At 66.8% G+C, this 24,308-nt stretch carries 26 protein-coding genes, 1 tRNA gene and 1 riboswitch; of the genes, 13 read left to right on the top strand and 14 right to left on the bottom strand.

Annotated elements, in window-relative coordinates; all coding sequences use genetic code 11:
* A complete protein-coding gene (locus B5D62_RS17695) occupies window positions 1-666 on the top strand; it encodes a TetR/AcrR family transcriptional regulator (RefSeq protein WP_085935254.1) in 666 nt (221 codons plus the stop codon).
* A gap of 19 nt (window positions 667-685) precedes the next feature.
* Here the strand turns inward: B5D62_RS17695 and B5D62_RS17690 are convergent, their stop codons facing one another.
* The 7 genes from B5D62_RS17690 to gloB form a co-directional block, all read right to left on the bottom strand.
* Window positions 686-1,333, bottom strand: coding sequence for a class I SAM-dependent methyltransferase (locus B5D62_RS17690; protein ID WP_085935253.1), 648 nt, complete (start codon window positions 1,331-1,333; stop codon window positions 686-688).
* Between the two features lie 10 nt (window positions 1,334-1,343).
* Window positions 1,344-2,012: a tetratricopeptide repeat protein gene (locus B5D62_RS17685; protein ID WP_218191112.1), complete on the bottom strand. Its 669-nt coding sequence runs from the start codon at window positions 2,010-2,012 to the stop codon at window positions 1,344-1,346.
* Between the two features lie 22 nt (window positions 2,013-2,034).
* Window positions 2,035-2,793, bottom strand: a complete 759-nt coding sequence (locus tag B5D62_RS17680; protein WP_085935252.1) for an SDR family NAD(P)-dependent oxidoreductase — start codon at window positions 2,791-2,793, stop codon at window positions 2,035-2,037.
* Window positions 2,783-4,933 (bottom strand): AMP-binding protein, encoded by a 2,151-nt coding sequence (locus tag B5D62_RS17675; RefSeq protein ID WP_085935251.1) that lies wholly within the window; start codon window positions 4,931-4,933, stop codon window positions 2,783-2,785. Before B5D62_RS17675 ends, B5D62_RS17680 begins: the two co-directional genes overlap by 11 nt.
* Window positions 4,930-5,661 carry a thermostable hemolysin gene (locus tag B5D62_RS17670; RefSeq protein ID WP_085935250.1) on the bottom strand — a complete coding sequence of 244 codons (732 nt, stop codon included), beginning with the start codon at window positions 5,659-5,661 and terminating at the stop codon, window positions 4,930-4,932. Before B5D62_RS17670 ends, B5D62_RS17675 begins: the two co-directional genes overlap by 4 nt.
* A gap of 102 nt (window positions 5,662-5,763) precedes the next feature.
* Window positions 5,764-6,207, bottom strand: coding sequence for a DUF2141 domain-containing protein (locus B5D62_RS17665; RefSeq protein WP_085935249.1), 444 nt, complete (start codon window positions 6,205-6,207; stop codon window positions 5,764-5,766).
* A gap of 522 nt (window positions 6,208-6,729) precedes the next feature.
* Window positions 6,730-7,506, bottom strand: a complete 777-nt coding sequence (gene gloB, locus B5D62_RS17660) for a hydroxyacylglutathione hydrolase (protein WP_085935248.1) — start codon at window positions 7,504-7,506, stop codon at window positions 6,730-6,732.
* A gap of 152 nt (window positions 7,507-7,658) precedes the next feature.
* Between gloB and B5D62_RS17655 the strand changes: the two genes are divergently transcribed.
* From B5D62_RS17655 to B5D62_RS17635, 5 genes are all read left to right on the top strand, one after another.
* Entirely contained in the window at window positions 7,659-8,450 is a 792-nt protein-coding gene (locus tag B5D62_RS17655) for a class I SAM-dependent methyltransferase (protein ID WP_085935247.1), read from the top strand.
* 38 nt (window positions 8,451-8,488) lie between these two features.
* A complete protein-coding gene (locus tag B5D62_RS17650; RefSeq protein ID WP_170920996.1) occupies window positions 8,489-9,421 on the top strand; it encodes a DUF1932 domain-containing protein in 933 nt (310 codons plus the stop codon).
* Complete coding sequence (locus B5D62_RS17645) at window positions 9,411-9,914, top strand: YbaK/EbsC family protein (RefSeq protein ID WP_218191111.1); 504 nt, start codon at window positions 9,411-9,413, stop codon at window positions 9,912-9,914. Before B5D62_RS17650 ends, B5D62_RS17645 begins: the two co-directional genes overlap by 11 nt.
* A gap of 70 nt (window positions 9,915-9,984) precedes the next feature.
* A complete protein-coding gene (lepB, locus tag B5D62_RS17640; RefSeq protein WP_085935435.1) occupies window positions 9,985-10,752 on the top strand; it encodes a signal peptidase I in 768 nt (255 codons plus the stop codon).
* Window positions 10,749-11,222 (top strand): GNAT family N-acetyltransferase, encoded by a 474-nt coding sequence (locus B5D62_RS17635; protein WP_170920994.1) that lies wholly within the window; start codon window positions 10,749-10,751, stop codon window positions 11,220-11,222. The genes lepB and B5D62_RS17635 overlap by 4 nt, the downstream gene beginning before the upstream one ends.
* A 33-nt stretch (window positions 11,223-11,255) precedes the next feature.
* Here B5D62_RS17635 and metW read toward each other — a convergent pair whose 3' ends face one another.
* Both metW and metX read right to left on the bottom strand, forming a co-directional pair.
* Entirely contained in the window at window positions 11,256-11,867 is a 612-nt protein-coding gene (gene metW, locus B5D62_RS17630) for a methionine biosynthesis protein MetW (protein WP_085935244.1), read from the bottom strand.
* A 12-nt stretch (window positions 11,868-11,879) separates the two neighbouring features.
* Window positions 11,880-13,040, bottom strand: a complete 1,161-nt coding sequence (gene metX, locus B5D62_RS17625; RefSeq protein WP_218191134.1) for a homoserine O-acetyltransferase MetX — start codon at window positions 13,038-13,040, stop codon at window positions 11,880-11,882.
* A gap of 104 nt (window positions 13,041-13,144) precedes the next feature.
* A riboswitch (SAM riboswitch) is annotated at window positions 13,145-13,220 on the bottom strand.
* Between the two features lie 103 nt (window positions 13,221-13,323).
* On the opposite strand from metX, the gene B5D62_RS17620 reads away from it, so the two are divergent.
* Genes B5D62_RS17620 through B5D62_RS17605 form a run of 4 tightly spaced genes read left to right on the top strand, consistent with a single transcriptional unit; the run spans window position 13,324 to window position 16,709 of the window.
* Window positions 13,324-14,175 (top strand): chorismate mutase, encoded by an 852-nt coding sequence (locus B5D62_RS17620; RefSeq protein ID WP_085935243.1) that lies wholly within the window; start codon window positions 13,324-13,326, stop codon window positions 14,173-14,175.
* Window positions 14,176-14,197: 22 nt separating this feature from the next.
* Complete coding sequence (gene hisC / locus B5D62_RS17615) at window positions 14,198-15,289, top strand: histidinol-phosphate transaminase (RefSeq protein ID WP_085935242.1); 1,092 nt, start codon at window positions 14,198-14,200, stop codon at window positions 15,287-15,289.
* Window positions 15,286-16,170 (top strand): prephenate/arogenate dehydrogenase family protein, encoded by an 885-nt coding sequence (locus B5D62_RS17610; RefSeq protein ID WP_085935241.1) that lies wholly within the window; start codon window positions 15,286-15,288, stop codon window positions 16,168-16,170. The genes hisC and B5D62_RS17610 overlap by 4 nt, the downstream gene beginning before the upstream one ends.
* Entirely contained in the window at window positions 16,167-16,709 is a 543-nt protein-coding gene (locus tag B5D62_RS17605; protein WP_085935240.1) for a gamma-glutamylcyclotransferase, read from the top strand. Before B5D62_RS17610 ends, B5D62_RS17605 begins: the two co-directional genes overlap by 4 nt.
* Here the strand turns inward: B5D62_RS17605 and B5D62_RS17600 are convergent.
* On the bottom strand, window positions 16,706-17,335 hold the full coding sequence (locus B5D62_RS17600; RefSeq protein WP_085935239.1) for a TetR/AcrR family transcriptional regulator: 630 nt from the start codon (window positions 17,333-17,335) through the stop codon (window positions 16,706-16,708). The two genes, B5D62_RS17605 and B5D62_RS17600, sit on opposite strands and share 4 nt — an antisense overlap.
* A 198-nt stretch (window positions 17,336-17,533) precedes the next feature.
* On the opposite strand from B5D62_RS17600, the gene B5D62_RS17595 reads away from it, so the two are divergent.
* A complete protein-coding gene (locus B5D62_RS17595) occupies window positions 17,534-18,688 on the top strand; it encodes a trans-sulfuration enzyme family protein (protein ID WP_085935238.1) in 1,155 nt (384 codons plus the stop codon).
* Here the strand turns inward: B5D62_RS17595 and B5D62_RS17590 are convergent.
* Window positions 18,685-19,674: a proline racemase family protein gene (locus tag B5D62_RS17590; RefSeq protein ID WP_085935237.1), complete on the bottom strand. Its 990-nt coding sequence runs from the start codon at window positions 19,672-19,674 to the stop codon at window positions 18,685-18,687. The genes B5D62_RS17595 and B5D62_RS17590 overlap by 4 nt on opposite strands.
* Window positions 19,671-20,828 carry an acyl-CoA dehydrogenase family protein gene (locus B5D62_RS17585; RefSeq protein ID WP_085935236.1) on the bottom strand — a complete coding sequence of 386 codons (1,158 nt, stop codon included), beginning with the start codon at window positions 20,826-20,828 and terminating at the stop codon, window positions 19,671-19,673. Before B5D62_RS17585 ends, B5D62_RS17590 begins: the two co-directional genes overlap by 4 nt.
* Before the next feature lie 57 nt (window positions 20,829-20,885).
* Here B5D62_RS17585 and B5D62_RS17580 point away from each other — a divergent pair.
* Together B5D62_RS17580 and B5D62_RS17575 are read left to right on the top strand one after the other, a co-directional pair.
* Window positions 20,886-20,960, top strand: a tRNA-Gly gene (locus B5D62_RS17580).
* A gap of 38 nt (window positions 20,961-20,998) precedes the next feature.
* The gene (locus B5D62_RS17575; protein WP_085935235.1) at window positions 20,999-22,339 is read left to right on the top strand and encodes an enoyl-CoA hydratase/isomerase family protein; all 1,341 of its coding nucleotides are present in this window, start codon (window positions 20,999-21,001) and stop codon (window positions 22,337-22,339) included.
* Between the two features lie 20 nt (window positions 22,340-22,359).
* Here the strand turns inward: B5D62_RS17575 and B5D62_RS17570 are convergent, their stop codons facing one another.
* Both B5D62_RS17570 and B5D62_RS17565 read right to left on the bottom strand, forming a co-directional pair.
* Window positions 22,360-22,950, bottom strand: coding sequence for an ActR/PrrA/RegA family redox response regulator transcription factor (locus B5D62_RS17570; protein WP_085935234.1), 591 nt, complete (start codon window positions 22,948-22,950; stop codon window positions 22,360-22,362).
* A 20-nt stretch (window positions 22,951-22,970) separates the two neighbouring features.
* Window positions 22,971-24,308, bottom strand: a complete 1,338-nt coding sequence (locus B5D62_RS17565; protein ID WP_231714848.1) for an ActS/PrrB/RegB family redox-sensitive histidine kinase — start codon at window positions 24,306-24,308, stop codon at window positions 22,971-22,973.

The raw sequence follows: 24,308 nt of genomic DNA, 5'->3' as shown, positions 1-24,308 counted from the left end.
ATGCGCACCGTCGATCCGATCAAACACGAACAGAAGCGGCAGGAGATCCTCGCGGCGGCCATCCGTTGCGCGCTGCGCAGCGGGCTCAAGGGCACGTCGACCTCGGACATCTGCGCCGAGGCGAAGATCAGTCCCGGCCATCTCTATCATTACTTCGAGAACAAGGACGCGATCTTCGCCGGGTTGGCGGAAACCAAGCTGAACGAGCTGACGGAACGACTCAGGCGCAACATCGAGGCCGGCGGTGCCACCCTGGAGGCCATCTCGGCTGCGGTACGGGCGGCGTCGGAGGCGTCCTGGCACCGCGACGAATATGCCCTCGTGTTCGAGATGCTGGCGGAAGCCGTGCGCAGCCCGGCGATGGCATCCCTGCTGCGCAAGACCGGCGATGCCATGCGTGCCGTATTGGCGAATGCCTTCCGCGAGGGACAGAAGAACGGCGAGTTCGACAAGACGCTCGACCCGGCCCTCGCCAGCGCCGCCGTGCTCGGCATGATCGATGCCGCCAAGGCGTTCGCACTGCGCTATCCGGAAACCAGCCGGGCCGAGCGCGCCGCCTTCCTCGACCTTCTCATGGCGCGGCTGCTGGCCCCGGGCTCGTGCCCCGCCGCGAAGGCGGCTCCGAGGCACGTGGCGGTCGCGAAGCGCAAGGTCCGCGCCTCCTGAAGCGGCGGCGCGGGATCGGTCACGGCGTCGTGGCGACGGCGACCAGTCCCTGAACGCCGCCGCGGAGGCGGACCTTCCACACCTCGATCGTCGCCTGCGGAAATCCACCCGCGTGCAGCATCGAGGCCAGGCTGTGCTCGTCCCAATGGATGTGCGTATCGGCGCCGGCGAAAGGCCAATGGGCCATGGTCGCGCGGTCGGTCACGTAGAGCGCCAGCGTGCCGGACGGGCGGAGCACGCGGCGGATCTCGCGCGCCACCCGTCCCTCCCTGTCCCAGAAATAGGCGACGTTGACGGCCAGGACTTTGTCCATCGAGCGGTCCGCGAAGGGCAGCGCGTCGAAGGCGCCGGTCGTCAGCACGAGGCGTCCCGACCGGACGGCACCGCGATTGCGGGCCGCCGCCTGCTCGAGCATGACCGCCGACCGGTCGACGCCGTAGAGCCGACCGTTGGGGGCTTGCGCCGCCGCCAGCGCCAGCCCATGGCCAGGACCGCATCCCACTTCGAGCACGGTATCCGTCGCGTGGATCGCCAGCGCCTCGACCGCCAGCCGGTTGCATTCGTCGTTGACGACCCGCATCGCCAGGCCGGTGAGCCGGCCGGCCCAGCCGCGCGGCTCCCTGAGTTGGCGCCCGAGCCGATGCCCGAGCCGGTGCGAGAGCGACATCGTTGCCGGCCTACTGGCGCGTGCCGTCGATGTTCGCGATCAGCGCCTGGATCTCGGCCCGGCGCCCGCTATCCCAGATCGGCCGATTCGGCGTGACCGGCGCCGCGAGGCCGTGGGTAAGCACGGCCTTCGCCTTCTGCTTCTCGCCCTGGCCGATCAGGAAATCGCCGTAGAAGTACGCCGAGTCCAGGCCGTTGGGATCGAGCGCCGCCGCCCGCTCCAGGTACTTGCGCGCCTTGGCGTCGTCGCCGAAGCCGAGCGGGAAACCGGGAACGCGATAGTAGATGACGCCGAGGCTCAGCAGGACACCGCCGTTGGCGGCGTTAGGATCGATCGCCTCCGCCTGCTCGAACAGCGTGCGCGCAGCGCGGGCATAGCGCATCTGATCGAGCATGTGCGCCATCGCCGCTTCCTCGCTCGTCACGATGCCCTCCCAGAGCAGCGGCTCGGCGCGGCCCGGGTACTTCTTCCTCACCGCAGCCGCCTGGGCCACCAGTTGATCGATCTGCCTCAACTGCTCCGATTTGTCGGTGCCCTGGTACTTGATGCGGGCCCACTGCTCCGAGATGGCGACGAGATCGGTATCCATCGCCGGATTGTCCGTCGCGCCGGCCGGCGACCACAGGCCGACGACCAGGAGGGCGAGCGCGTAGGGAAGGAACCGAACGAAAGCGAACACGGCAATCTCCTGTCTGTCGTCATCAACGATGGAAAAGCAGCCGCGCCTTCGCGGCATCCTTCACGAGGGCGCTGTCGATCAGCCGCGGCGCCAGGGCATTGAGGCGGGCGAACAGCCGCTCGGGCGCACCGATCAGTACGTCCCGCTCGCGGCGCACGATGGCCTCGGCGATCCGCGTCACCACGACCTCGGGATCGTCGAGCCGCATGCCGCTCATATTGGCGAAGCGCTCGACCAGCCCCTTGCTGAGGCCGGTCCTGACGCCGCGCGGCGCGATATGGGTGACGGCGATGCCGTCGCTCGCGACCTCGCGGCGAAGGCCCTCGCTGAAGCCCCGCAGCCCGGCCTTGGCGCTCGAGTAGGTGACGAAATAGGGATAGTGGATCGAGCCGAGGACGGAGCCGATGTTGACGATCTGTCCGGCCTGGCGCCGGCGCATCTCGGGCAGCACGGCCTGGCTCAGGCGAACCGGCGCAACCAAGTTGACCAGGTAGCTCATGAGCACATGGCTGCTCTCCTGGTCCTCGACGGCACCGAAGAACTGCACGCCCGCGAGGTTGACGAGGATGTCGGGCATCTCGGCCGCCACGATGCGCGCCGCCGCGTCGATGCCCTCGGCGGTGCCGAGATCGGCGGCCAAGAACCGGCCCGGCAGGTCCTGCGGCTCGATGCGGCCGATTACCACCAGATCCGCCCGGCGCCGGACGAGTTCGTGCGCAAGCCGCGAGCCGATACCGCCGCTGCCGCCCGTGAGGGCGACCTTCTTGCCTTCAAGCGACATCGGACGCGGGCCTCGTGTGGGGGATGCTGGCGAAGAGAGCGGCGAACAGGCCGAACATCGCCTTCGCGACCTCGATGACGGCGGCCTGGTCGCGCTCGTCCTCGATGCGGTCCATCAGTCGCCGGAAGAAGTCCATGTGCGCGATATCGAGCGCGCCATGCGACAGGAGATAGCTGAAGCATTCGCGTGGCAGCCGGAGAGATTCCATCAAGGCCTCGGCCCCCAGCGATGCGAGCTGGGTGCTGGTGCCTTCGAGCACGAAGACCATGCCGAAGAACCCGACCGGGTTGACCCGCCTGATGTAGTCGTAGGCGTAAGCCACCATGCTTGCCGTCGCCGGTCGCGGCTCCGCCTCGCGCACCACATCGGCGTCACCGCCGGCATTGCGGATGTCGTCGAGGATCCAGGCCTCGTGACCGCTCTCTTCGGCGATGTAATCGTCGAGCGCGGGACGCAGCCATGCCTGACCTGGCGACAGCTTCGATGCGGCGAGCTGCATCAGCGGCACGGTGTGCTTCACATGGTGATAGGCCTCACCGAGATAGGCGAGATAGGACTCGCGCGACACCCTGCCCCGAAGGCCATCCTGGATCTGGGGGACCTGCTGCAGCGCCGCGCGCTCGACCGCCGTCTCCTCGACCAACCGGTCATAGAAGCTTCGATAGCGGCCGGGTTGCTGCAGGCATCTGGCGATGCGCGCCGCGTACCTGTCGGCGATCGCCGCGCGACGCAGCCGGCCATTCCCCGTCAGCCCGCCATTGGCCGGCGTGAAGGGCATGACGGCGCTCCAGTGGCGGATCACGGCATAGTCCGGCAGGCGCTCGTTGACGCGCGCGATGGCGGCTTCGAGGTCGGCGGCACGCGTCATAGCCGATGCCGGCACCACCAGGGCGCCCAGCGCCGGCCCGGCGTCACCGAACACGAACGCCTGGCCAATCGTGCTTTCGCCCAGCAGCTCGCCCTCGATCCATTCGGGCGAAACGTTGCGGCCGAACGAGGTGATGATGACGTTGGACTTGCGGCCGAGCAGGCGGATGCGGCCGGCCGCGTCGATGTCGGCAAGGTCGCCGGTGGCATAGATGCCGGATGTGGCAGGGGCGCCGACATAACCCAGGAACAGGGGATTGCCGATCAGCAGTTCGCCGTCCTCGGCACAGACGAGATCGACATGCGGCAGCGCGCTGCCCACGGTGCCCGTGACGTTGTCGGAGGGCGCGTTGAGCGCCACGACCGATCCCATTTCGCTCAGGCCATAGCCCTGGACGACCGGCAGGCCGAGCGCTTCCGCCTCCACCAGAAGCTGCACCGAGACCGCGGCGCCGCCGACGGCCAGCAGCGTGAGGTCGGGAAGCCGCATGTCCGACCGCGCCAGGGCCATTATCGTGCCGCGCAGGAGTTCCGGCACCATGATGACGCTCGTGGCGGCACAGGCCGCGAGTGCATGAACGAGACGGGCGAAATCCGGTCGGAATGGCTGCTCGAGCCCCAAGGCCGACGGCGTCGGCACGTGATAGCAGCCACCGGCCATCAGAGTCGGATAGAGCCCGGCAACGTTCTCGAGGAGGACGCCCAGCGGCAGGATGGCGCAATGAACGCCCGCATAGTCGGAGCCGATGCGTTCAACGATCGATTCAGCGACGGTTTCCATCCCGGCCAGGGACAGACACACGCCCTTGGGCTGTCCGGTACTGCCCGACGTGTAGGTCACCTTCGCGGTTCCGGGCGGGAGCGCCGGACGCGACGAGTCTGCTGGACAAGCGATGCAGTACAGTTCGCAGCCTGCGACCATCGAGAAGGTGCTGCTGATTTCTCCGTCCTGCGCGCGATCCGTGATCAGATAGACGGCGCCAGTCTCTTCGAGCGCGTGCGCGCGCTGCGACGCGGTGAGGAAGGTCGGCAGCGGGATCACCGGCCGCCCGGCCTGGAGCAAGGCGAGATCCAGCAACACCCAGGCGATGCTGTTTTCAAGGCAGAGCGCCACCGGTCCCGGCTTCGGGAAATGGATATCGAGCTGGCCAGCCACACGGCCGATCTCGCGCGGCAGGTCGCCATAGGAGACGATGGTGGCCGAGTCTGTCAGGGCTGACACGCGGGGCTGTGTCCGTGCGTGTGCGGCGACGGCGTCGAGGAGCTTGCTCATTGGATATGGGCCTCTTCGCCCGGACGATGAACGGCAAGAAGCTCGTCCAGCCCGCCGTTCTGCGCCTCGGGCAGGAACGCGCCGATGCGACGGCGCGCCGAGGCGATGGGACCCGCCAGCACGCGCGGATCGGTTCGATAGTAGGTCCCCCACGATGTACCGTGATCCGGCAGCACCTTCGGGGAAGCCGCGCCGAGATCGAGACACTCGATGTCAAAGGCGCGCAGCATGCGCCCAAGCGACTCGGCGACCGTTGCCACGGCATAGGTGAAACCGTTCCGGCGCAGGAGCTCCATGAGGGCGATGAACAGGAACAGGGAGCCGCCTCTGCCGATCGAGACGAAGCTGCCGATCTCGACGATTTCCGCACGGGGCAGCGGATGGCGGACCTTTTTCGCGATCGCTTCCTCGACGGGGCGCGTCAGATACTGTTCGAGGAAGAGCTGGTCTTCGGCGGCGGAACGAAAGCCCGCCGCCGCAATCACGCTTCCGTCCTCGGCGTGGATGCCGATCAGGTAAGGATAATGCCGGGCTATGATGGCATTGTATGAAGCGGCATAGACATGCTCGATCAGGCTCTCGACGGGAGCGCGTCCCGGCGTGAGCCTTTCCGTCAGGGAAATCGAGGCGGGCTCGACCCGCGTCATGCGGCGGACATGATCGCGATCCAGAAGCAGCGCGCCTCGCTTCCGGGCATTCGATGTGAAGGCAATCTCCAAGACGTTCAAGCAACTCTCCAGCGTTGACTGCGCGCGATAACGGGTGAACTCGGTCGGCGTGTCGCTGCGACGCCGATCTGCGTCGCTATCCCCGAAGCGTCGGCTCCAGCTTCAGTAGTGGAGGGGAACGGCGATCGTGGTGTTTGGCTCGATCACGTCGAACGCCGAATCGGCGAAACGTGGTGGACCGAAGACCTTGGGATCGTTCGACAGACCCCAGCCCTCTTCGGGAAACATGCCCAGAGTGAGGTCCAGCTTCTTATTGTCGTTCCCGTCGTGATAGGCGACCACCGCGTAGCGTCCCGCGGGAACCTGGTGGAACGTGACCTCGGCAACGTTGGAGCGCGCCGGCACCGAGAGAACGGCCACGGCCCGGGCTTCACGACGAAATGAATCAGGGTCCCGATAGAGCGCAACCCGCAAGGAGCCCGTCCCCGGCTTTATGCCTTCGACCCTCACGCCGACTTCGGCGGCAACAGCCACCTTGGCGTCGGCCCAGATCAGCAAGCTGACAAGAACCAAACCCGCCACGAGCGACGCGTTTCTATCGAGCATGGGGGAATTCCATCGCAAGCCGTCCTGTGAATTAGAGCGATCACACTATTAATAATGGGCAGGCCATTGCGGCGAAACAATGATTGGTAGATTAAATTCTCTATTTTTGAATGATTATCAAATGCATCACCAGAGCTGTTCTCCCTGGCATCGACCGGCCAGCCGAACAGATGACCTGATCAGGGCGGTAACGACCCGAATCGTCGATTGGGACCGGGTGCGTTTAAGAAGGCGAGATTGCTTCGATGGAGGAGCGCCGCCATGCCCTTCGATGCGCCTGCCATGTCCGAATGCCGCAACACCCGGGCTTCCTCGAGTCGCAACCGAGGCGACCAGGCAAACCGGCGTGCTGCGAAGCGGTCAGCGCCTCGCGAGGTTCGCGAGCCTCGCGAGGTTCGCGAACCTCGCGAGGAATCGCATCGGATGACCGCCCGTCAACGTTTCAGGCGATTCCTCGCGAGCAGCATTTTTATTTTCCGAGAGCCCGCGGTTGTCGGACCGCGGACAGCACGCTTCCGGCGATTAGCGGAACACGTCCTTGCGGTGGCGGACCTCGGCGAAGACCTGGACCGGGTCGGCGCCGGCGAGGCCGACGGCCTGCTGCAGCGAGGGCAGGTCGGCCCGCAGGAAGGGGTTGGTCTGCTTCTCCTCGCCCAGCAGGCTCGGCACGGTGGCCTCGCCGCGGGCGCGGGCGGCATCGATGGCGTCCGAGCGGGCCAGCAGGGCCTTGTTGTCGCGCTCCACCGTGACGGCGAATCGGGCGTTGGACTGGGTGTATTCGTGGGCGCAGTAGACGCGCATGTCGTCGGGCAGGGCGCGCAGGCGGGCGAGCGAGCCCCAGAACTGCTGCGGCGTGCCCTCGAACATCTTGCCGCACCCCAGCGCGAACAGCGTGTCGCCGCAGAACAGCGCTTTCTGCTCGCGGAAGGCATAGGCGATGTGGCCGCTGGTGTGGCCCGGCACGAAGAAGATCTCGGCCTCCGCCTCGCCGAAGCGATAACGGCCGCCATCCTCGACCTCGACGTCGATGCCCGGGATGCGGGCGGCGTCGCCGCGATAGCCGACGATGGTGCAGCCGGTGGCGGCCTTGATCTCGCGGTTGCCGCCGACATGGTCGCCGTGATGGTGGGTATTCAGGATATGGGTGATCTTCCAGCCCCGCCGGTTGGCCTCAGCCAGGACCGGCCCGGCCTCGGCGGGATCGACCACGCCGACCGCGCCGGACTGCGGCTCGCGCATCAACCACACGTAATTGTCGCTCAGGACCGGGATACGGACGATATCGAGGGTGCTGCTCATCTGGGTACTCGCCTGGCTGGGGAACGGATCGCGACGCACACGGTTTACGACAGGGGCTGCAAGACTGGCAAAGCTCCCTTGCACCCGCCACGGAACCGCCAAATCGTTACGCCATGACTCCGGGGACGGGTTTTCGCTAGGATGCTGCCGATATGTGGACGGACGTCCTCGATCTCAACGAATTCTACAGCACCACGCTCGGCCAGATGACGGGGCGGCTGCTGCGCGCCCGGCTGCGCGAGGTGTGGCCCAACGTGCGCGGCGAGACGGTGCTGGGGCTGGGCTATGCCGCGCCCTTCCTGCGGCCCTTCATGGACGAGGCCGAGCGCGTGATGGCCTTCATGCCGGCCCAGCAGGGCGTGGTCCGCTGGCCGCGCGAGGGCCGCAACCATACCGCGCTGGTGGACGAGCTCGACCTGCCGCTGGCCGACCGCTCGGTCGATCGCGTGCTGCTGGTCCATGCCGTCGAATGCACCGAGCAGGTGCGGCCCATGCTGCGCGAGATCTGGCGCGTGATGGCCGACGGCGGCAAGCTGATCACCGTGGCGCCGACCCGCACCGGCTTGTGGTCGCAGTTCGACCGCTCGCCCTTCTACCAGGGCCACCCCTACTCGACCGGCCAGCTCGCGGCGCTGCTACGCGCCAACATGTTCGCGCCGATGCGCCAGGCCCGCGCGCTCTACATGCCGCCGACCCATTCGCGGCTGGCGCTGCGCATGGCGCCCGCGGTCGAGCGCTTCGGCCAGCGCTGGCTCGGCCGCTTCGCCGGCGTCAGCGTGATCGAGGCCGGCAAGCAGCTCTATGCCGGCATCGCCGAGCGCCATACGCCGGAGCTGGCGGTGGTGCGGCCCAAGCTGCGCATCGCCTCGTCGCGCGACAGCGGCCAGCTTCCAGGCGCGGCGCGCAACGCCCACAACAAGGACGGCGAAGCGCCCGCTTCGTGATCCGGCCTCAAGCAAGCAACAATCCGGGAGAAATGCTCATGACGCCGTCTCCGCGCGTGATCGCGCTGCTGGGTTTCGGGGAAGCGGGAACCGCCATCGCGCGCGGCCTCGCCGCCGAGGGCGGCTGGCGAGGTACGCCCAAGCCCGGCGATAACGCTCCCCGCCGCCTGATCGCCATCGACACCGCGCTCGACCAGCATGCGCGCGGCATCGCGCTGGGCAAGGAAGCACGCCGGCTCGATGTCGCCATCGCCGGCACCTATACCGAGGCGCTGCGGGAGGCCGACCTCGTGATCTGCGCCGTGCAGGGCGAGCATGCGCTGTCGGCCGCCACGTCGGCGGCGCCGCTGCTGAAGAAGGGCGCGCACTATCTCGATCTCTGCACCGTGACCGGCGCCATGTCGGACGAGGACCGCGCGCCGATCGACGCGGGCGGCGGACGCTATATCGACGTCGCCGTGATGGGCGGCTTCTTCAAGCAGGGCATCAAGGCGCCGATGCTGGTGGCCGGCGCCGATGCCGCACCGGTGGTCGAGTGGATGAACGCCAACGGCTTCGTCGCCACGCTGCTGGGACCGAAGCCCGGCAGCGCCTCGGCGGTGAAGATGCTGCGCTCGGTAATCGTGAAGGGATTGGAGGCGCTCGCCGTCGAGTCGCTGGTGACGGCGCGCCGCCAGGGCATCCTCGACGAGGTGCTGGGCTGCCTGGGCGACATCGATTCCATGACCTTCTCCGGGGCGCTGCAGATGCTGGTGCAGACGCATGTGGTGCATGCCGAGCGGCGCTGGGAAGAGATGGGGCTGGTGGCGCGGACGCTGCGCGAGACCGGCGTCGAGCCGCTGATGACCTCGGCCATCGAGACCAGCCATCGCCGCACCGTCGACGCCCATATCGCGCCGGCCGATGGCCAGGTGCCGAGCCTCGACGATGCGCTCGCGATCCTATCCGACAAGGTGATCCGTGGACGGTGAGACGCGGACCGGCGAGGTGTTCGAGCGGCTCGTCGCGCTGCTGAGCGAGGCCGGCGCGAAATTCCGCGTCATCGAGCACGAGGCCGAAGGCAAGTCCGAGGCGATCAGCGCCATCCGCGGCAACCGGCCCGAGCAGGCGGCCAAGGCGATGGTGCTGGATGTGCGCGGTGGCGGCGGCGGACGACGCAACGTGCTCGCCATCCTGCCGGGCAACCGCAAGCTCGACTTCGCGGCCGTCGCCGCCCTGTTCGAGGCGCGCAAGTGCGGCTTCGCCTCGCCCGACACGGCGCAGGCACTGACCGGCTGCGTGATGGGCGCGGTGCCGCCCTTCGCCCTCAATCCCGACCTCGCCATCGTGGTCGAGGAGGACCTGCTGGCCAACGACACGCTGTTCTTCAATGCCGGCCGCCTCGATCGCTCGATGGAACTCGCCACCGGGGACTGGCTGGCGGTCGCCCGGCCGCGGGTGGCGCGGATTGCGCCGCACCCCTGAAGGCTCCGCCTTGGAAAGGTCGAGTTCGGGGGTATTATCCCCGACCAGAAACTTGCATGAGGCCCGCGCCATGGAAACCGGCTCACCGTCCCTTCGACAGCGCCTCACCGGGTGGGGGAAGGAACTCAAGCCGATCGCGATTTCCATTGCCTTGGTCCTGGTCGTGCGCACCGTGGTGGCGGAGCCCTATACCGTGCCGACACCGTCGATGGTGCCGACGCTGCTGGTCGGCGACGAGCTGATCGCCAGCAAGTTCGCCTATGGCTACAGCATGTATTCGACGCCGATCGGCCAGCTGCCGAGCTTCTCGGGCCGTGTGTTCGACCGTGCGCCGGAGCGCGGCGACGTCGTCGTGTTCCGCCTGCCGCGCGATCCCTCGACCACCTACGTGAAGCGCGTGATCGGCCTGCCCGGCGATCGCATCCAGATGCGCCGCGGCCGGCTCTACATCAACGACACGCTGGTCGAGCGCCGCGCCGTCGGACCATTCCCCGACGATGTCGGCAGCCGCAGCGTATCCGCCACGCTCTATATCGAGAGCCTGCCCAACGGCCGCGAGCACGAGATCGTCGAACTGTCCGACAACGACCGCTACGACGACACGGCGGTCTATGTCGTGCCGGCGCGGCATTACTTCATGATGGGCGACAATCGCGACAATTCCCTCGACAGCCGCATCGGCGAGGCCGCCGGCGGCGTCGGCTTCGTGCCCGAGGAGAATCTGGTCGCCCGCGCCGACCTGCTGCTGATGTCGCGCGATCCCGCCGTCGGCTGGTTCGACATCGGCAAATGGCTGCACGCCTTCCGCCTCGACCGCTCGTTCGGCTGGGTCAATTGAAGCAAGCGACCGGCAGTGCCGCGGCGACCGTGCCGTGGCGCTTCGGGGCTGTCAGCGAGTCCGATTTCGAGCCGCTGCTGGCGTTGCGCATCGCGGTGATGCGCACGCATCTCGAACGGGTTGGCCGCTTCACGCCCGAGCGCTCCCGCAATACCTTCCGCGCCCATTTCGACCAGCCCGGCCTGCGGCTGATCCTGATCGACGGCAAGCGCGCGGGCTGCGTCGGCTTCCGCGTCGACGCGCAGTGGGTGACGATCGACTCCTTCTATCTCGACGGCCGCTTCCACAATGGCGGTCTCGGCTCGACGATCCTCTTAACGCTGCTCGCCGAGGCCGACGCGCTCGGCAAGCCGGTACGGCTCGAGGTGCTGAAGCAGAGTCCGGCCGACCGCTTCTATCTCCGCCACGGCTTCGTGCCCATCGGCGAAAACGATTACGACATCACCTTCGAACGGCCGCTTCCCGCCTGACTTTCCGCAATTCGGGCAGCTCTCCGGCCGGTCTCAATCCCGCCGCAGCAGGAACACGGCCTGCTCGCCGAACAGGTTGGCGAGGAACGGCGGCATGTGGATGGGACGGCTCTTGCTGTTGAGCACGATGGCCCGCTCCACGCGCACGCCCATGTCACGGCACAGGGCGCGGAAGTCGTCGATGCTGCAGAGATGGATGTTGGGCGTGTCGTACCACTTGTATGGCAGCGACGCCGTCTCGGGCATGCGGCCGCCGAACACCAGGCGCAGGCGCACTTGCCAGTGGGCGAAATTGGGAAGCGACACGATCGCCCGCTTGCCGACGCGCAGCATCTGCCGCAGCACCTCGCGCGGCTCGCGCGTGGCCTGCAGCGTCTGGCTCAGGATGACGTAGTCGAACGCGTCGTCGGGATAGTCGCGCAGGTCGGTATCGGCGTCGCCCTGGATCACTGACAGGCCGTTGGCGACGCAGGCATTCACGCCGGTCTGGCTCAATTCCATGCCGCGCGCGTCGACGCGCTTGAAGCTGACGAGGTAGGCGAGCAGCGAACCGTCGCCGCAGCCGACATCGAGCGCGCGTCCGCCCGGCTCGACCATGTCGGCGATGAGCTGCAGGTCGACGCGGATGGGGGCGATGACACTCATGGCTGGGCCTCCTCAGCGTCCGTTGCCCAGGCCGCGCGCATTGGCGGCGCCCTGCAGGAAGCCGTGCAGGGTGCGGAACATCTCCGGCTCGTCGAGCAGGAAGGCATCGTGGCCCTTGTCGCTCTCGACCTCGACGAAGGAGACATTGGCCGCCGCCGCGTTCAGGGCATGCACGATGGCCCGGCTCTCGCGCGTCGGGAACAGCCAGTCGCTGGTGAAGGACACCAGGCAGAAACGCGTCGCCGTCCCGGTGAAGGCCTTGGCCAGCACGCCGCCACCACGCGCCGCGGCCAGATCGAAGTAATCCATGGCGCGCGTGATGTAGAGATAGCTGTTGGCGTCGAAGCGATCGACGAAGGTCGAGCCCTGGTGGCGCAGATAGCTCTCGACCTGGAAGTCGGCATCGAAGCCGAAGCCCAAAGCATCGCGGTTCTGCAGGGTGCGGCCGAACTTGCGCTGCAGCGCTTGCTCCGAAAGGTAGGTGATGTGCGCGGTCATGCGCGCGACGGCGAGGCCACGGGCGGGCACGGTGCCGTGGGCGCGATATTCCCCGCCCTTCCATTCCGGATCGGCCATGATCGCCTGCCGGCCAACCTCGTGGAAGGCGATGTTCTGCGCCGAGTGATGCGCGGCACAGGCGATCGGCACCGCCGAGAAGACGCGCTTGGGAAAGCTCGCCGCCCATTCCAGCACCTGCATGCCGCCCATCGAACCGCCGATGACGCAGAACAGGTCCGGGATGCCGAGATGGTCCAGCAAGGCCGCCTGGGCGCGCACCATGTCGGCGATCGTCACCACGGGGAAGCGCAGGTTCCAGGGCTGGCCGTTCACCGGGTCGCGGGCCATCGGTCCGGTCGAGCCCATGCAATGGCCCAGCACGTTGACGCAGATGATGAAGTAGCGCGCCGGATCCAGCACCTTGCCCGGCCCGACCAGGCTGTCCCACCAGCCTTCCTTGCCCGTCACCGGGTGCTTCTCGGCAACGAACTGGTCGCAGGTCAGCGGATGGCAGATCAGGACGGCGTTGGACTTGTCGGCATTGAGCGTGCCGTAGGTCTGGTACGCGACGCGATACGGACCGAGTTCGACCCCGCATTCGAGAGCAAGCGGCCGATCGACGCCCAGGATCGCATGGCGGCATTGCGCGAGCGCCTTGCGCTCGGCATCGGTCAGCTCGTCCGATGCAATATCGGCGGGTGCCTGCACGTCCCTCTCCTTCGCCGCCGGCGGCCTGGCGAGCCGCCAACGAAAAACCCCCGACCGGTGAAGGGCGGGGGCTTTCGGGCACTCCGACCTTTTAGCGAGGTTTAACGTGGCCGCAAGCCGGTCGGCTCAAATTCCACGGCCCTACCTATAGCGATGCCGATGCGGGTCGCGCAAGCCTGTTGACGTTTGTTTGCCTTTACGCAGACCGGCCGGACGTAGTATCGCCGCTCTCCACTTACGCTCTGGATCCATGGACGCACCCAGTCTCGATTCCCTGCGGCAGCAAATAGACGCCATCGATGGCGAGTTGCACGGGCTCATCTGCCGCCGTGCGTCCCTGGTCGGGCAGATCGCCGCCGCCAAGCCGGCGGGTGGCCTGTCGATGCGGCCGGGCCGCGAGGCCCAGGTTCTGCGCAAGCGTCTGGCCGCGCACGAGGGAGAGTTCCCCGCCGCCGCCGTCTACCGCATGTGGCGGGAAATGATCAGCGCCTTCGCGCTGATGCAGACCAAGGACCTCAAGATCGCCGTGTGTCGTCCCGCCGATCAGCCGGGATACTGGGACATCGCGCGCGATCATTTCGGCTGCCAGGTGCCGATGGTCGCCTACGAATCGCCGGCCCAGGTGCTGGCCGAGGTGCGCAGCAACCCCGCCACCATCGGCGTGGCGCCGGCCCCGATCGAGGCCGATACCGCGCCGTGGTGGCCGCTGCTGGCCAGCGGCGAGCAGACGCTGCCCAACATCGTCGCCCGCCTGCCTTTCCTCACCATGCCGAACGCGCGGGCACGCGGCCTGTCGGCGCTCGTGCTGGCCCGCATCGAGCCCGAGGAGAGCGGCGACGATCGCGCGCTCGTTTCGGTTCAGGCGTCGACCGCCATCAGTCGCAACCGCATCGCCGGTGCGCTGACCAAGGCCGGGCTGCCCGCCTTCATCTCGGCGCTGGACCAGCTCATGGCGGGCGTGCATCACTATCTGCTCGAGCTGCCGGGCGTCATTGCCGATGGCGACGAGCGTCTGCGCGGCCTCGAGCAGGCCCTTGGCCTCGACCGTGGCAGCGTCGCCGCGATCGGCGCCTACGCCGTGCCGGTCGGCGCGCGGCCCTGATCGTTCTTAACGGGAGACTGCCATGAGCGCGCTCAGCCCGCGTCCCGGCATCATGAAGATTGCGCCTTACGTGCCGGGCAAGGACTCGGTGGACGGCAAGGAACCGATCGCCAAGCTCTCCTCCAACGAGGGCGCGCTGGGACCGAGCCCGAAGGCAATGGCGGCCTATGCCAAGGCAGCCGCCGAGCTGCACCGCTATCCAGACGGCGCTGCCGAGAAGCTGCGCCTGGCGATCGGTCGCCATCATGGCCTGGACGCAGCGCGCATCATCTGCGGCGCGGGCTCCGACGAGTTGCTGAATCTGCTGGTGCGGGCCTATTGCGGGCCGGGCGACGAGTTGCTGTACAGCCAGTACGGCTTCCTGATGTATCCCATCAACGCGCTGGGCGTTGGCGCCACGCCGGTCGCGGCGCCGGAGCAGGACTATCGCACCGACGTCGAGGCGATGCTGTCCAAGGTCACCAACAAGACGCGCATCGTCTGTCTCGCCAATCCGAACAATCCGACCGGCAGCTATATCACCAAGGACGACGTGCGACGCCTGCATGCCGGCCTGCCGAAGAACGTGCTGCTGGTGATCGACGCCGCCTATGCCGAGTACGTGACGCGCAACGACTACGAGGCCGGCATCGAGCTGGTCGATCAGGCCGAGAATGTCGTGATGACCAGGACCTTCTCCAAGATCTATGGCCTGGGCGGATTGCGATTGGGCTGGATGTACGGCCCGGCCGGCATCGTCGACGTGATCAATCGCCTGCGCCAGCCGTTCAACGTCAATCTCGCCGCTCAGGCCGCGGGCATCGCGGCGCTTGACGACATTGCCCATGCCGACGCCAGCCGCACCAACAACGACGTCTGGCTGCCCTGGTTCAGCGCGGCGCTGTCGAAACTCGGCCTGAAGCCGCTGCCCAGCGTCGGCAACTTCGTGCTGGTCGGCTTCGGCTCCAAGGAGCGCGCCGCCGCCGCAAACGAGTGGTTGATGAGGGATGGGCTGATCCCGCGCATGGTCGCCGGCTACGGCCTGCCCGAACATCTGCGCATCACCATCGGCACCGAGACCGAGGTGAAGGCCGTCGCCGAGTCTCTCGGCCGCTTCGTCGCCGCCAGCAAATGACCGAGCCGATGTTCGACAAGATCGCGCTGATCGGCATCGGCCTGATCGGCGGTTCGATCGCCCTGGCCGCGCGCCGCGGTGGCCTCGCCCGGCAGATCGTCGCCGCGACGCGACGCGCCGAAACCGCCGCCACCGCCAATCGGCTGAAGCTGGTCGATCATTGCGGCACGGACCTCGCCGCCGCCTGCGAGGGCGCCGACATGGTGATCGTCTGCACGCCCGTCGGCGCCTGCGGCGCGGCCACCCGCGAGATCGCGCCCGCGCTCAAGAAGGGCTGCATCGTCTCCGACGTGGGCTCGGTGAAGCAGTCGGTGATCGACGCCATGCAGCCGCATATCCCGGCCGGCGTGCATTTCGTGCCGACCCATCCGGTCGCCGGCACGGAGAATTCAGGTCCCGAGGCAGGCTTCGCCGAACTGTTCGACGGCCGCTGGACCATCCTGACCCCGCCGGCCGATACGGATCCGAAGGCCGTCGATACGGTCGAGGCCTTCTGGAAGGCACTGGGCAGCCAGGTCGATCGGCTCGACGCCAAGGATCACGATCGTATCCTCGCCATCACCTCCCACCTGCCGCACCTGATCGCCTATACGATCGTCGGTACGGCCGACGATCTCGGCGGCCATCTCAACGCCGAGGTCCTGCGCTTCGCCGCCGGCGGCTTCCGCGACTTCACCCGCATCGCCGCCTCCGATCCCACCATGTGGCGTGACATCTTCCTGAACAATCGCGAGGCGGTGCTCGAAGTGCTGGCCCGCTTCCAGGAGGACCTCTTCTATCTCCAGCGGGCGATCCGCTGGGGTGAAGGCGACAAACTATTCGACCTCTTCACGCGCACCCGCGAGATCCGGCGTGCGCTGATCCATCTCAACCAGGCGTGACGGCGGACAGACCTCTCTGGGTCTTCGGCTACGGATCCCTGATGTGGAATCCGGGCTTCGCTACTCCCGAGACGAGACCGGCGAAACTGCAGGGATGGCATCGCGCCTTCTGCATTTATTCCGAACATTATCGCGGCACGCCCGAGAAGCCCGGTCTCCTGCTCGGCCTGCTGCCTGGCGGTGCCTGCCGCGGGCTCGCCCATCGGCTGCCATCCGACTCGTACGAAGAGGTGCGCCGCTATCTGCGGATACGCGAGATCGACAATGACGGGGTCTACGAGGAGGCGATCCGGACCATAGATCTGGCCGACGGCCGGCGCGTCCCGGCCCTGGTCTATCTGGCCGATCGCGGCCATCGGCAATTCGCCGGCAAGCTGCCGACGGCCGAGGCGCTGCGCCTCGTGCGCCAGGGGCATGGCGCCACGGGCAGCAGTCTCGATTATCTACGCAACACGATCACGCATTTACGCGAGCTCGGCCTACGCGATCGCGCCCTCGAACAGCTGGCGTGCCAGGCAACCGCGACAGCGGCGGCTTAATGCTCGGTGCCGTCCTTGAAGATCGCCTTGACGATGAAGCGCCATTCGTCGCGCGCCTGATCGGCCGTGAGACCGAGCCGCTCGCGCAGCACGATCCAGCTCTCGGGCGCCAGCACCATCGCGAGCGCGTTCAGCGTATGCTCGCGCTTCTCTCCCGAAAGCGCCGTCAACTCGTGACCGAAGGACCTGGCGATCTCTTCGCGATTGTCCGTGTAGAGTTCCGTCGTCTTGCCGGCCGCTTCCTTCGAGCGACGGCACAAGGCCTGCACGAAGGTCCACATCGGCCGCAGCATCTCGTAGCGTCCCGAGCGCTTGCTCACGACGGTCGAAATGCGTTCGTCGAGTGGCTTGCGTACATCGGGCTCGACCACGTCGCCGTTGCGCCCGGTGCCGAGCACGCGCCCGAGCACCGCGACGTACAGTTCGGCCGTATCGGCGAAGTGCTGGAACACCGTGCGGGCCGAGACACCAGCCAGCTTGGCGATGTCACGCACGATCGGCGCCACCTCGCCTTCCATCGCCAGCGTCAACGTCGACGAAACGATCGCTTCGCGTGTACGCGCGACGCGATCCCCACGTGCTGCTGGTTGAACTTGAGGCAGTTGAACCGACGGTTCGAGTTCCATACCTACGTCCCCTGTATGCGGTCGACCTTTGATCGCGATCGAGGTTCGACATCGCGTAAGGTGACACTCTTCTAATAATGGCCAAAAAATGCTTGGCCCTGTATCGATAAAACAAATGTCGCCCGCCGCCAATGCCAAGGCAATACCAGTCAAAAACTTTGTTGGACGTAAGTATTTCGTAAGGTTTGCGAGGGTTTGATGAAAGGTCTGAAGTTCTCCGCCGCGTCACAGGCCGCACAGGCTCTGGGCTGGATCGATCCCGTGACCAAGGCGGTTGTGCCTCCCATCCATATGGCGAGCACGTATCAGCGCGACGAAGATAATGCTTATTCGTCCGGTCGCGTTTACGCACGAGCAGATAATCCGACCTTCGATCAGGCCGAGGCGACGCTGGCTGCCCTCGAGGGCGGCGCGAAGGCGTTGATCTTCTCCTCCGGCATGAGCGCGGCCAGCGCCTGCTTCCTGGCGCTGGCACCCGGCGATCATGTGGTCGTGCCGAAGGTCATGTACTGGGCCTTGCGCAACTGGCTCGCCACCTTCGCCACGCATTGGGGCCTCGAGGTCGACTTCGTCGATGCCGAAATCAACGACGCACTGGCCGCGGCTGTTCAGCCCGGACGGACCAAGCTTGTCTGGCTCGAGACTCCCGCCAATCCGACCTGGGGTGTCAGCGACATCGCCGCCGCCGCCGAGATCGCACACAAGGCCGGCGCCCTGCTCGGCGTCGATTCGACGGTGGCGACTCCGGTGCTGACGCGACCGCTCGAATTCGGCGCGGATATCGTGATGCATTCGGCCACGAAGTATCTCAACGGTCATTCCGACATCATCGCCGGCGCCTTGGTAACAGCCCGCGAGGACGCGTACTGGACAAGGCTGCGGACCATCCGGGCACAACTCGGCACCATTCTCGGCCAGACCGAAGCCTGGCTGCTGATGCGCGGCATGCGGACATTGTTTCCGCGGGTTCAATGGGCCTGTCGGTCGGCGCAATCGATGGCCGAGCGCTTCGCCGACCATCCGATGGTTGCCGACGTGCTCTATCCCGGCCTGCCTTCCTTCGCCGGCCATGCCGTCGCCGCGCGACAAATGAAAGGCGGCTTCGGCGGCATGCTGTCGATCCGCGTCAAGGGCGGCGAGCGGGCCGCGATAGCGACGGCGGCGCGCGTCGAGCTGTGGAAGCGGGCGACGTCGCTGGGCGGCGTCGAGAGCCTGATCGAGCATCGTGCCAGCATCGAGGGCCCGGGCACACCCTGCCCACCTGATCTCCTGCGCCTCTCCGTGGGTGTCGAGGACGGCAACGATCTCTACGACGATCTCGACCAGGCGCTACGTCGCGCCCACAACGCTTAAAGCCCGAGCGAGAATCCCTCGCGCAGAGGATCTTCCGCGTCGAAGCGGAAGCGGCTCTCACCGATGAAATGCGCACGGCCGCCGACTTCGACGACGACGGCCTTGCATACGCCTACGGGCACCTCACCGAGCACCCGCCCCGTGAAGCAGGCGCCGGTGCAGCTCTCGAACAGGCGCTCCTCGCCCCTCTTCGCCTGACGTCGCGCCCATTGCAGCGCCATCCGGGCACTCACGCCGCTGCCCGTGGGACTGCGATCGATCTGACGTCCGGCAAAGATGCAGACATTGCGGCTGGCAATGCCGTTGGAGCCGTCTCGACCGTCGGTCAGGATCGTCCCGTAGAGAAAGCCGAGCTCCGGCTGCTCGGGATGGTCGACGGGAATCGATCGCGCCACCGCGTCAGCGATTTCCTCGCCGGCATCGACCAGCGTTCGCATCGGCGTCTGCTGGAGATCGAGCCCGATCGAATCCGCCGGCAGGAACGCATAGAAGGCGCCACCATAGGCGATATCGACGGAAACGGGTCCCCAGGTCCGGGTGGGCGCGATCCTCTCCCGCGCATGCACGAACGACGGCACACTCTCGAACCGGACGAAGCCATCGGCGGCGACCCGGGCCACGACCAGGCCGCAGGGACATTGCAGCCTGACGATCGTTTCGCCGGCTTGCCGCTTCACGCGGCCACTTTCGACAGCCCAGCGGGCGAGCGCGATCGTGGCGTGGCCACACATCGTGCTGTAGCCCTCGTTGTGCATGAAGAGGACGGCCAGATCGGCCTCGGGATGGTCCGGCTCGACCAGCAGCGCGCCATACATGCCGTCGTGACCGCGTGGCTCCAGCATCAGGCCACGTCGCAGGCCATCGAACCGCTCCCGGGCCTCGCGCCGCTTATCGAGAAGCGTCCGCGCTTCGAAGCGTGGCCATCCGTCGACGATGATGCGCGTGGGCTCGCCGCCCGTGTGCATCTCGACGGTGGACAGGATCATGTCGCCGTGCCGAACAACGCCGGCAGTGCCACGCCGATGCGCTCGTTCATCATCTCGATCGAGCCGTCGGTATAGGCCGCTATCTTGGCGCCGGCGAGGTGACGGGCGAGCGGATAGTCCGCCCGCAAGCCGTTTGCGCCCATGGCCTGGATGCAGTCGGCGATGCGCGTGAGAGCCATGTCCGTCGCGAACTTCTTGGCATAGGCGGCCGCAAGGACGGCATCGCCACCCTCGTCGATCAAACGGGCGGCACGATACGTGAGAAGGCGCGCGGCCTGCAGATCCGTGACGGCATCGACCAGCTTCCAGCGCACGCCCTGGTGCTCGAGCACCGGCTGGCCGAAGGTCTTGCGCTGCTGGGTGTAGCGCACGGCAGTTTCGAGGCTGGCCTCCAGCATGCCGCAGCACATGGCGGCGACATAGGCCCGGGCGCCATTGATGCCGGCCAACGCCGCCTTGAAGCCCTGTCCCGGCGGCTGCAGCACAGCCTCATCAGGAGCGAAGTAATCGACCAGGCGAAAGCCACCCACGCCGATGGCATGACCGCCATGGAGCGCAAACGGTGCCTCGCGATGGAAGCCTTCGCGCTCCGCCTCGATCGCGAAGCAGGCAATGCCGCGATAACCGAGCGCCTTGTCGGTCTGGGCATAGGCCACCGAAAGGCCGGCGACGGCGGCATTGGTGATCCAGGCCTTGGCACCGTTCAGTTTCCAGCCACCCGCGACACGCTCCGCCGTCATCTCGAGGCCGCCAAAGTCGCTGCCGACGCCGGGCTCGCTCAAGCCGGCGCAGCCGATCACGTCGCCGATGATCATGCGCGGCAACAGACGCGCCACATGGGCCGGCTGTCCATCGCGCGCGAACCTGGCACAGGCATTGTGATGGTTGATGAGAGCGAAGGCGAAAGCGAAATCGGCTTTGGCCATCTCCTCGAACACGCGCAGCTTGCACGAAAAGGACAGGCCAAACCCGCCGTGCTGTTTGGCAAGTTCGATCCTGTTGAAGCCGACCGCGCAGGCTGCCTTGATCGTCTCGAGTGGGTAATGACGCTCCCACTCCCATTGCGCCGCGTTCGGCGCCACATGCTCCTCGGCAAAAGCGCGCGCCCGTGCCACGAGATCCCGTTCCTCGGGCGTCAATATTTCGTCCAGCATGCAAGTGAGATACACGAATGGACCTCGGGCGCAACCACGGGCTAGAATGGCGCCAATGCGGGTGTAGCTCAGGGGTAGAGCGTCGGCTTCCCAAGCCGTAGGTCGCGGGTTCAAATCCCGTCGCCCGCTCCAAAATCTTCGGCAGTCGCCGGGCAGGAAGCGTCGTCAGCATGGATTCGGTGGTTTCGATGCCAGCGGCGGCGAGTGGCGATTTTGCCGCCGATGCCGCCTCCTTTTCCGCCTATTGGCGCAATCAGGCAGCCCGACTGGCCAAGCTGCCTCCGAAGCCGGATCGCGACGCAGCCGCGTTCGATACAGCGGAGACGATCAAGCAAGCGGCACGCGACGCGCGTTTCGCCTTCCTCCGCGTCCATGCGCGCACGCTTTACGACAGGCTGACGAACGGCCGGCGCAAGTTCGTGCGGCTGGAGCAGCTGGTGTACGAAGCCGCCGATCTCGTTCCCGGTCTGGCGCCGACGCGAGCTGAAGTCGCAGCCGAAGCGGAGGTGCGGCAGGGCGAAAAGGATGGCTGCGAAATCGACCAGGGCATCCTGTGCAATCAGTTCCTGGCCGATCCGGACTGCGGCCGGCATCTATGTCACGCGATGCTGCTGCCACGCCCGGAATCGGCGGAGGCGCTCGCCAAGTTCCAGCGCGATGGTCACCTGGACCTTGGCACCGCCAAGGTCGAGCGTCAGGGCAAGGCCGCGGTCCTGCTGCTCTCCAACGGCCGCTTCCTCAATGCCGAGGACAATGCCACTCAGGTTGCGACCGAGATCGGTGCCGATGTGTGCATCCTCGATCCGCACAGCCAGATGGCCGTCCTGCGCGGTAATGTCGTGCCCCATGGCAAGTATGCCGGCCGACGCGTCTTCAATGCCGGCATCAACCTGACGCACCTCTACTACGGCAAGATCCCGTTCCTCTGGTTCCTGATCCGCGATCTGGGCTTCGTGAACAAGCTCATGCGGGGGCTTGCCCGGCCGGACGTCACGCCGGACGAAGCCTCGGGCGATTCGATCGAGAAGCTCTGGATCTCGGCGGTCGACACCTTCGCGATCGGCGGCGGCTGCCAGATCCTGCTGGCCACCGATTTCAACATTGCCGCCCGCGATGCCTACATGACCCTGCCGGCGCGCAAGGAAGGGATCATTCCGGGCATGGCCAATCTGCGCCTGTCCCGCTTTGTCGGCGACCGCATCGCCCGTCAGGCCATCATGTACGAGCGTCGGATCGACTGCGATTCCGATGTCGGCCGCATGATCTGCGACGAGGTCGTCGCGCCCGAAGATGTCGATGCCGCCATCGTGAGGGTGATCGATCGGTTGACCACGTCAGGCGTCGTGGGGGCGACCGGCAACCGTCGCGCCCTGCGGGTGGCGGTCGAACCGTTCGACACCTTCCGCCAGTACGCGGCCGTCTATGCCCGCGAGCAGGCCTGGTGCCATTTCAGCCCCGCGCTGATCTCCAACCTCGAGCATTACTGGAACGCCCAGAGCCGGCGGGCCTGACCCGGACGACTATGGAGCCCTCAATGCTCCCTTGGCGCGTGCTTGCCGAGGATGCGCTGCAGCGTACGGCGATGCATGTTGAGCCGCCGGGCGGTCTCGGACACGTTGCGATCGCATTGCTCGAAGACGCGCTGGATATGCTCCCAGCGCACGCGATCGGCTGACATCGGATTGCTGGGCGGCGGTGGCAGTTTGCGGCCATGGGAGGTCAGGGCCTGCTCGATGGCATCGGCATCGGCCGGCTTGGCGAGATAATCGATCGCCCCTTCCTTCACCGCGGCGACGGCGGTGGCGATGTTGCCATACCCGGTCAGCACCACGATGCGGATATCCGGCCGCGCCTGACGCAACGGCCCCACCAGCTCCAGTCCGTTGCCGTCACCCAGCCGCAGGTCGAGAACCGCAAAAGCGGGCGGCCGGGCCGTCTGGGCCAGCGCTTCGGCGACCGAGCCGACCGCCGTCACGATGAAACCACGCGTTTCCAGCGCGCGCGCGATACGATTGCGAAACGCCGCGTCGTCGTCGGCAATCAGCAGGGTGCGATCCTTATTGTTCGTCACGCCGGCAATGGCGGGCGACACGGAGCGGTTCGCGCCTGTGTCCTGGCTCATAACGACCTCCGATCTGGGCGCTATGTAGCCTTGAAGACGGGGTTTGGCCAGCGCACGACAACGATGGCCCCATCGCGACCGCCCCCGCGATTGCCAAAACTGACCGACGCTCCGGTGCGCTCCAGCAGCGTTTTGGCAATAAAAACCCCCAGCCCCATATGGCCTTCCACCCCCTGGCGGGTCGAAATGAACGGGGTCCCCAATTCATCCAGCAGAGCCTCGGAAAAGCCTGGCCCGTCGTCGGAAACCTCGACTTCCGACCACTCCGTGGTCCAGCGGGTGGTGATGCGGATCGTTTGGCGGGCGAAGGAAAGGGCATTCTGCACGATGTTGCCGATACCCTGCATGATCTCTGGACTGCGAACCTGGATGGGCGCCGTCGTTGGAACGCCCTCGCCCATGGGGCCTGACTCGAAGGAGATCGTGATCCCCTCACGACGGTAGTTCTGGGCTGCCGCCTCGATCAGGGCCGGCAGCGGCACCAGCGTATAGGCATCGGAAACGTCCCCCGCCGGATCGACAGACAGACGGGCGAGGATCGACCGGCAGCGATCGGATTCGGCGGCCAGCAGCTCGATATCCTCCCGCAGGGGATCGTCGGCCTCGACCTCGCGCAGCATTTCCTTGGCAACGACCGCAATGGTCGAAAGCGGCGTGCCGAGTTCGTGGGCCGCCGCGGCGGCGAGTGCGCCGAGAGCGGACAGGCGCTGCTCATGGGCGAGCGCGGCCTGGGCAGCCGCCAACGCGTCGGTCATCTGCCGAGCTTCCTCGGCCAGCCGCCAGCCGTAGAGCGTGATCAGGAGCGCCGTCAGCGTAAGGCCAACCCACACACCCGCCTGATAGATCTCCGGGAATTCGGGCGGTCGCCCAAGCCAGGGCAACGTCTGATGGAAAAGCCCAAGCAAGGCGATGCTGACGATCGTCAGCAACGACAGTGCGATGTTGCTGCCCAGCGAAAGGACGTTGGCACCGATCGCAACCGGCGCCAGCAGCAGCAAGGCGAAGGGGTTGGTGAGGCCGCCCGTGAGATAGAGCAGCACCGCAAGCTGCACGACATCGAAGGCGAGGAAGATCGCGGCCTCGCGGTCGTCGACGCGAGCCGAGGCTGGCCGCCCGAGACTGACGGCGACATTGAGCAAGGCCGACAGCGCGATGGCGCCGCCCACCGGTAACAACGGCAGGGAAAAGCCCAACCCCCAGTGAACGACCGCGGCGGTGAAGAGCTGACCGGCGACGGCGCCCCAGCGGATGAGGACCAGCGCCCGCAGGCGCACCCCGCCGCGCGGCGGCAGGCTCGGACTGGCCGCGGCGAGCGGACCGGGCTGGGTGGACGCGTTCACGTCGGGACGCGCCGCCAC

Origin of the sequence: Enhydrobacter aerosaccus, assembly GCF_900167455.1 — a bacterium.
Lineage (GTDB): Bacteria > Pseudomonadota > Alphaproteobacteria > Reyranellales > Reyranellaceae > Reyranella > Reyranella aerosaccus.
This window is presented reverse-complemented; position numbering and strand designations above follow the sequence as displayed.